Here is a 6753-nt window from a genome sequence, read left to right on the forward strand (position 1 = left end):
TGACCTGATGGGCTTAACCCAGTTCAATCCAAAGCGGCGGCGCCGGCCCGCAATTGCGTGAAGCGCAGCACCTGTTCGGCATCCAGCAGCGCCTTGGCTTCCAGATGGGCTTGCAGATAGGCGGCACGCTGCTTGCCTTCCAATTCGCCGATGCGGGCGCTCAGACCTTCGATGCGTTCCTGGTCGATGCTGTCATCGGCGAAGGATTGCTGCAGGCGCTTTTCCAATGCGGCGATCTTGCGGGCCAATGCGGTGGATTCACCCTGCAGGCGCTGTTGCAGGCCGCGCATCTGCAAACGCTGCGTATCGCTCAGATTCAGCGTATCGGCCATATCGAGCACGGATTGCGGATCGGGATAGCTGCTGCGTTCGGCAACAGCGCCATATTCCTGCCCATCGATCAGGGCCAGCAGGCGGCCGGAATCGTAAGGCGAGGGTGCGCCGCTATGGATGATATCGGGGTTGCCCTGGAAATGCGCCTGTTTGCCGGCATAGGCCGCGCCGGCGACGAGAAGGGCGCCCAGAATGAAGGCTGCTAAGCTGCGAGACATCGTAAACTCCTTACACACCCCAGTCATGGCCTGCTTCAATGGCGAAAATATGGCGAATCAGCCGCGCGGGGTGCGATTGTCTATAGGGCTCACGGAGCGATGGGCAGCATCCTGCGCCGATCACCTGATAGCGCGGTGATCTCCGTCACACTTGCCGCCCATGTGATCGATCACATCTTGATCACGGCAAGATCACGTCGTTGTGCATTGGCGTGGCGTAAAGCCGTTCGACAAGCGCGGCGCGGCGCTCCAGCACCGCGCGCTGGTTGATATAGCCCTTGTCGGTAATCTCGTTGGCGTCGATGGAAGCCGGTTCTTCCAGCAAAAGCAGCCGCGCCACACGGGTGGAAGATCCGGTCTGGCCTTTATTATAGGCAGCCAGTTTTTCACGCAAAGCGGCAGCCAGGGCCTCTGGCGCCATTTGCCTGGCGGCTGGGCTGGGCCAGGCCAGCAGACCGGCTTCGGCGCGGTCATGGCCGGTCACCACCGCATCCTGCAGCAGCGGCGAACAGGCGGCCAGGGCGGCCACGCGCAGGCCGCCCACATGCACCCAGGTGCCGGTGGTCAGCTTGAAATCCTCGGCTGTGCGGCCATCGAACACGATGCCGGCATTGGCATCATCGCCATCCGCCAGCCCGCCCGGCATCGCCGATGCGGTAATAGCCTTCCGCATCGAAGGCGGCGGCATTCTGATCCGGCGCACCGATATAGCCGGGCGTTACATTCGGCCCGGCCACGCGCATTTCCAGCTTGTTGCCCGAAGGCGTGAACTTGATCCGGGTGCCTGGGATCGGTACGCCGATCACGCCGGCCCGCTCGATCGGGAAATGCGCCGCCGTGGCCAGCGGCGAGGTTTCGGTGGAGCCCCAGCTGGATGTCATCGGCACGCGATGGCCCAGCGTGCGGATCGACAATGCTTCCAGCCGCGCCCAGAGATCGGGCGGCAATGCGGCGCCGGCATAGAAAATCAGTTTCAGCTTGGCGAAGAAGCGGCGGCAGAGATCGGCATCGCGTTCCAGAAACGGAATCAGCATGGCGTAGCCGGCCGGCACATTGAAATAGATGTTGGGCGACACCTCGGCGAGATTGGCCACGGTCTTGTCGATCAGTCCGGGGGCGGGTTTGCCATCGTCGATATACAGGCTGCCGCCCTGGCGCAGAACCAGATTGAAATTGTGATTGCCGCCGAAGGTGTGGTTCCAAGGCAGCCAATCCAGCAATTGCGGTGCTTCCTGGCGCAGGAAGGGCCAGATCTGTGCAATCGATTGCTGGTTGGAGGACAGCATGCGATGGGTGTTGAGCACGCCCTTGGGCAGGCCGGTGGAGCCCGACGTGAACAATATCTTCGCGATCCAATCGGGTTGAACCTCGCCAAAGCGCTGCTCTGCTGCCGCGCTGGGCGGATCGCGCAACAGATCTGCGAAGGGCGTGCCCGGTAATCCAACCGGTGGCGCATCGCCGCAAACCAGTTCCACGCCGTCGAGATCCAGATTGCCCAGCGCGGCCGCAAAGGGCGCGGCCTTTTCGGCGAAGATCATGCCGGGTCGTACCAGGCTTACGATATGCTTCAGCTTGGCGTGATCCTGGCTCATCAGCGAATAGGCCACGCTTACCGGCGCGGCCGGTACGCCAGCCAGATAGGCGCCCAGCGTCAGCAATGCATGGTCGATGGAATTGCCCGATAGCAGCAGCACCGGCCGGTTGCGGTCCAGCCCGCGTGCCAGCAGGCTGCTGGCGATGCGGCGCGCCGCTTCCCAGGCCTGGGCATAGCTGATGCGTCGCCAGCCACCCGTTGCATCGACGGCGCGTTCCGCCAGAAACAGGCTGTCGGGTTTTTCGCGCGCCTGCCGTTGCAGATCCAGGCCCATATGATCGGGATAGGGGCCGAGCGGTTCGGTGCTTTCCAGAATAAAGCCGCCATCGGGCAAATCGATGCGGCGTATGCATGGTGCGGCCAAGTCCAACGCCATGAATGGCGGCTTCTCGGTCATGCTTCCTCCCAGGAAGTCATTCTTTGTAATTAGTCCACTACCATTACAATCTGCCGCCGGGATGGCGCAAGCGCTTTTGCGCTGCACGGTCCATGCGGGCGGCTAAACCTGGTGTGGTGGGCTATCCGGGAGGGCGATGCGCGGCGGCGGTCGGGCGTTCAGCGCAAACGCGCTTCGCCTTCCACGCTCAGCCGCACGGTGCGGGTGCCGGGTTCGGCCACCGGCGGCGCCATATCCTTGGCGCGCGCCATGCCGGCCGCCATCTGCATCCGCATCACCGGCATCTGGTCGGGGGTTTCGCCCACGCGGATGCGGCGCCAGCCATCGAAGCGGCGGTCCACGGCGCCGGCCGCCAGTTCGGCCCGCGCCCGCAGGCGTGCCAGCGCTTCGCGGGTGAGTTCATCTTCCAGGCTGCGGCGCAGGCCGCGCGACAATTCGTAATTCAAATCCTGCAGCATCAATTCATCCTGCTGCAAGGCGGCCACGGTTTCCAGCAATTTGGCGCCGGCTTCACCGGTCACCACCAGGGTTTGCTGGGCACGCCAACGCAACGGGCCGGTGGGCTTGCCATCCTGGCCGTGCTCCTGCTCCTCCCAGCTATGATAGCCGGTGGTTTCGGTGGCCAAGCCGGCGGCTTTCACCTTGCGCAAGGCCTTTTCCATTGCCGTGTTCACCGCATTCTGCGCCTTGGCCGGCGTATCGCCCAGGCTGCGCACCAGCAGGCGCGCCTTCAGCACATCCGGCGTCACGTCGCGCTCGGCGGTTTCCGACAGCAGCAGAACCGTGATATCGCGCTCTCCCGCGCGCTCCCCAGTACGTTCTCCGGTAGCCGCCGGCTGTTCCTGCGCCAAGGCAGGCAGCGGCGCGGCAAAGGCAAACGAAGCGACAAGGCAATAGATCAGGGCCTGGCGAGAAATCGGAGCTTGGCGAGGGAACGGGGCGTGGCGAGACATGGCATCCTCAAAACGTTCAAAGGCTGTTTGCAAATGCGTCCCGTATCTAATGCATCAAAATGGCAAGAATGCGGCAATCAGATCTTGCGCAGCCGCATCACGAAAAACCCATCTATTCCGCCATGCTCGGGCCAATGACAGGGCAGGGTGCGCAGCCCGCCCGATGCCGTGGCCATGGCCGCATCCACGCCCAGTTCGTTGGCCGCGATGGGTTGGATCGAACAATCGCCGTGGGCCTTGATCCAATCCAGCTGGGCTTCGCCTTCTTCGGGTTCCAGCGAGCAGACGCAATAGATCAGCAGGCCGCCGGGTTTGAGCAACGACAGGGCATGCGCCAGCAAACGGCGCTGCAAGGCGGCCAGTTTTGCGATGTCGGCGGCGCGTTTCAGATACGGCAGATCGGGATGGCGGCGGATCGTGCCGGTGGCCGTACAAGGCGCATCCAGCAGCACGCCGTCCAGCAGGCCGGCTTCATCCGGTTGCCAGCTTTCGGCATCGGCGGTGCGCACCATGGCCTTCAGATGCAGCCGCGCCAGATTGCGTTTCAGGCGCTGCAAACGCGGCTCGGATCGATCGATGGCATAAACCTCGGCGCCCAGGCTGAGCAATTGCGCGGTCTTGCCGCCAGGGGCCGCGCAGAGATCGGCGATGCGTTTGCCGGCAAGCGGGCCGAACAATTTCGCCGGCAGCGCGGCCGCGGCATCCTGCACCCACCAGCCGCCTTCCTCGAAGCCCGGCATCTGTTCCACGGCGCCGCCCGCCATGCGGCGCAGCGAACCGCCCGGCAGGATTTCGGCTTGCAGCTTTTCCGCCCAGATCGTTTCCTGGCCTGGCGCTACCGAGATATCCAGCGATGCCTCGGCGAGATGGGCTTCCATGATCGCGCGCGCGGTGGCTTCGCCGTAAGCCGCGACCCAGCGTCTGGCCAGCCAGTCCGGCGTATTCAGGCGGGCCGCATCCTGCTTCGCCAGCAGATCGGTGCCTTCCCTGGTGGCCCGGCGCAACACGGCATTCACCAGGCCTCGCGCCTTGCTGCCGCCTTTTTCGGGCGGCGGCAGGATATCCACGCTGGCGCTCACCGCCGCATGGGCGGGCGTGCCAAGAAACAACAGGTCGCAGAGCCCGAGCCGCAGGGCCTGCAATGGCAGGCCGGCCGGCTGGCGGGTTACGAAAACAGCGATCAGCGCATCGATCTGGCCCAGCCGGCGCAGACAGGTGGCCACCAGACGGCGGGTGGCGCCGCGATCCCTGTCGGTCAGGCCGGCAAAGCCCAGGGCCTTGTCGGTCAGGGCATCATCCAGGGCGCGGTGTTTGTCCAGCACCGCTTGCAACAGGCGGGCGGCCACGGCTCTCGGCTGCAACGGCTCCGCAATCCTATGGTTTGGGGTTTGCTCGGTCATGACGGGTCCGCGTCTCCCGGTGCATCCGGCGGAACATCGGCTGCGGCTTGCTCGCGGGCGCGTTGTTGCTGTTTGCGGCGGGCCAGATTGGCGCGCAGCCGGGCGGCCAGCCTTTCGCGCTCCGCTTCTTTGCGGGTCGCGGTACGGGGGTCGGTCCCGAGGCTGCTATGGGGGCTGGCGCCGGTGCTGCTATGGGGGCTGTCCCCGGGGATAGGGCTGTTGCTGGGCTTGGGTTCCATCCCATTGTTTTACACCGGCTTTGCAAGGCTTGCATCGGCCGGGGGGCTGTGGCACTTTCCGCGCCGCTTGAAGCCCTCCGGCCCCGCCGGCTGGCATCCGGTTCGCTGCCGTAGCTCAGTGGTAGAGCACGTCATTGGTAATGACGAGGTCGACAGTTCAATCCTGTCCGGCAGCACCAGTTCCCTCCGCATTTCAGCTTAAGAGCAGGAATTGCCGCCGATGGCTTGGGAACCCCCCTCCACCCTGGAAGAAACCCTGAAATACGCGCTGGTGCCGCCGGCTTTGTATATCCGTTATCGGGTGTGGAAGGAGCTCCGCCGTGGCGAGGCCGAATTGGCCCTGGTGCCCTGGCTGGCCGATCCGCGCCGGGCGGCGTTGGATGTCGGCGCCAATAAAGGCGTTTGGACCCATGTTCTGGGCCGGCATTGCCCACAGGTTTTCGCTTTCGAGCCTAACCCCAAGCCATTCCGGGTGTTGCAGCGCTGCAAGCCCGCCCATGCCAAGGCTTTCCAGATCGCTGCCTCCGATGCCGATGGCGAGGCCGAATTCCGCATTCCGATCGGCCGCAAGGGCTATTCCAACCAGGGCGGCTCGCTCAATGCCGCCAAGGTGGGGGATGCCTATGGCAGCCTGAAAATCCAGGCCAAGCGGTTGGATTCCATGGATCTTCCGCCTGTCGGTTTCATCAAGATCGATGTCGAGGGGCATGAGGCCGAGGTGCTGAGCGGCGCCCGCGTTTTGATTGCCCGCGACCGACCGGTGCTGGTGATCGAGATGGAGGAAAAGCATACCCGCCGGCCCATCGAAACCATGCTGGCCGAGGTGGAGGCCCTGGGATATGCCTGCTTTGCCTTGCGCCACGGCGTGCTGACTGCACGCGCGCTGCTAGATTTGGAAGTAGAGCATAGAAATCCCAAGTATAGAGAAGATTACATCTTCAACTTTATATTTCTGCCGCAGTAATACGCCCCTGTAATACATGCGATTAATATTTTGTTAGTCATATTGTGTCAGATTTTTATATAAATTTGTAAAAGTTGCGCTAGTATGGGGCGCGTAAATGCTGCGGGAGGCCGGGATGGCCCAAAAATTTCCTTTCGCCAACTTTCAGATCGAAGGCAAGGTCGTCACCGTGATCATGGTGGCGGAATCCGGGGTGGCCACGCCTGAACTGGCGCAGCGATCCATGGTTGCTTTCCAGAAAAAACTGGGCCGTACCGATCTGGTGCTGGTGGCGCAGGGCGTCAGCCTCACGCCGCTCTATATCGGCAATCGCGCCTTTGTGGATAAGCTGAAGGATGTGCCGCTGGGCCGCATCAACTGGCAGCATTTCGAAGCCTGAGGATTTGCCTCAGCGCCGGGTATTGATCCCGGTGCAATTGCGCAAATCGGCGCCTGCCAGATTTGCCTTCGCCATTTTGCAAGACGTGAAATCCACGCCCTCCACCACGGCACCGCGCAGGTCGCAGCTGCCCATGTCGGCATTGTCGAAACGCGGAAACACCACCCGCCCGGTGGGCTTGTTGGTGGCGCTGTATATCGGCACGCCCACCAGCCGGGTGCCGCGAAACATCGTGCCGGCGAGATTGGCGCCAGACAGGCGGCTGCCGCCGCAATC

At 63.4% G+C, this 6753-nt stretch carries 8 protein-coding genes and 1 tRNA gene; 3 read left to right on the plus strand and 6 right to left on the minus strand.

Translation table 11 applies throughout. The features are described from left to right. Window positions 1-23: 23 nt before the first annotated feature. The 5 genes from KF827_RS14115 to KF827_RS14135 form a co-directional block, all read right to left on the minus strand. The gene (locus tag KF827_RS14115) at window positions 24-551 is read right to left on the minus strand and encodes a hypothetical protein (protein WP_291006770.1); all 528 of its coding nucleotides are present in this window, start codon (window positions 549-551) and stop codon (window positions 24-26) included. A 181-nt stretch (window positions 552-732) separates the two neighbouring features. Beyond that, a complete protein-coding gene (locus tag KF827_RS14120; protein WP_291006773.1) occupies window positions 733-1224 on the minus strand; it encodes a hypothetical protein in 492 nt (163 codons plus the stop codon). Continuing rightward, window positions 1169-2542, minus strand: a complete 1374-nt coding sequence (locus KF827_RS14125; protein ID WP_291006776.1) for an AMP-binding protein — start codon at window positions 2540-2542, stop codon at window positions 1169-1171. Before KF827_RS14125 ends, KF827_RS14120 begins: the two co-directional genes overlap by 56 nt. A 158-nt stretch (window positions 2543-2700) precedes the next feature. Further along, entirely contained in the window at window positions 2701-3495 is a 795-nt protein-coding gene (locus KF827_RS14130) for an SIMPL domain-containing protein (RefSeq protein WP_291006779.1), read from the minus strand. A gap of 77 nt (window positions 3496-3572) precedes the next feature. Then, window positions 3573-4895, minus strand: a complete 1323-nt coding sequence (locus KF827_RS14135; protein WP_291006786.1) for a transcription antitermination factor NusB — start codon at window positions 4893-4895, stop codon at window positions 3573-3575. 343 nt (window positions 4896-5238) lie between these two features. On the opposite strand from KF827_RS14135, the gene KF827_RS14140 reads away from it, so the two are divergent. The 3 genes from KF827_RS14140 (at window position 5239) to KF827_RS14150 (ending at window position 6477) form a co-directional block, all read left to right on the plus strand. Continuing rightward, a tRNA-Thr gene (locus KF827_RS14140) sits at window positions 5239-5313 on the plus strand. 41 nt (window positions 5314-5354) lie between these two features. Beyond that, window positions 5355-6098, plus strand: a complete 744-nt coding sequence (locus KF827_RS14145) for an FkbM family methyltransferase (protein WP_291006789.1) — start codon at window positions 5355-5357, stop codon at window positions 6096-6098. A gap of 115 nt (window positions 6099-6213) precedes the next feature. Then, window positions 6214-6477 carry a hypothetical protein gene (locus KF827_RS14150; protein ID WP_291006792.1) on the plus strand — a complete coding sequence of 88 codons (264 nt, stop codon included), beginning with the start codon at window positions 6214-6216 and terminating at the stop codon, window positions 6475-6477. Between the two features lie 9 nt (window positions 6478-6486). Here KF827_RS14150 and KF827_RS14155 read toward each other — a convergent pair. Then, window positions 6487-6753, minus strand: a 267-nt coding sequence (locus KF827_RS14155; RefSeq protein WP_291006794.1) for a pentapeptide repeat-containing protein, incomplete at its 5' end; no start/stop codon positions are given.

Origin of the sequence: Ferrovibrio sp., from assembly GCF_019636075.1 — a bacterium.
In the GTDB taxonomy this organism is placed as follows: domain Bacteria; phylum Pseudomonadota; class Alphaproteobacteria; order Ferrovibrionales; family Ferrovibrionaceae; genus Ferrovibrio.

Excerpts from the sequence above, each read along its gene's own strand:
- KF827_RS14120 (WP_291006773.1), bottom strand. The coding sequence starts at position 1,224 with ATGCGGAAGGCTATTACCGCATCGGCGATGCCGGGCGGGCTGGCGGAT.
- KF827_RS14125 (WP_291006776.1), bottom strand. The coding sequence starts at position 2,542 with ATGACCGAGAAGCCGCCATTCATGGCGTTGGACTTGGCCGCACCATGC.
- KF827_RS14150 (WP_291006792.1), top strand. The coding sequence starts at position 6,214 with ATGGCCCAAAAATTTCCTTTCGCCAACTTTCAGATCGAAGGCAAGGTC.
- KF827_RS14145 (WP_291006789.1), top strand. The coding sequence starts at position 5,355 with ATGGCTTGGGAACCCCCCTCCACCCTGGAAGAAACCCTGAAATACGCG.
- KF827_RS14130 (WP_291006779.1), bottom strand. The coding sequence starts at position 3,495 with ATGTCTCGCCACGCCCCGTTCCCTCGCCAAGCTCCGATTTCTCGCCAG.
- KF827_RS14135 (WP_291006786.1), bottom strand. The coding sequence starts at position 4,895 with ATGACCGAGCAAACCCCAAACCATAGGATTGCGGAGCCGTTGCAGCCG.
- KF827_RS14115 (WP_291006770.1), bottom strand. The coding sequence starts at position 551 with ATGTCTCGCAGCTTAGCAGCCTTCATTCTGGGCGCCCTTCTCGTCGCC.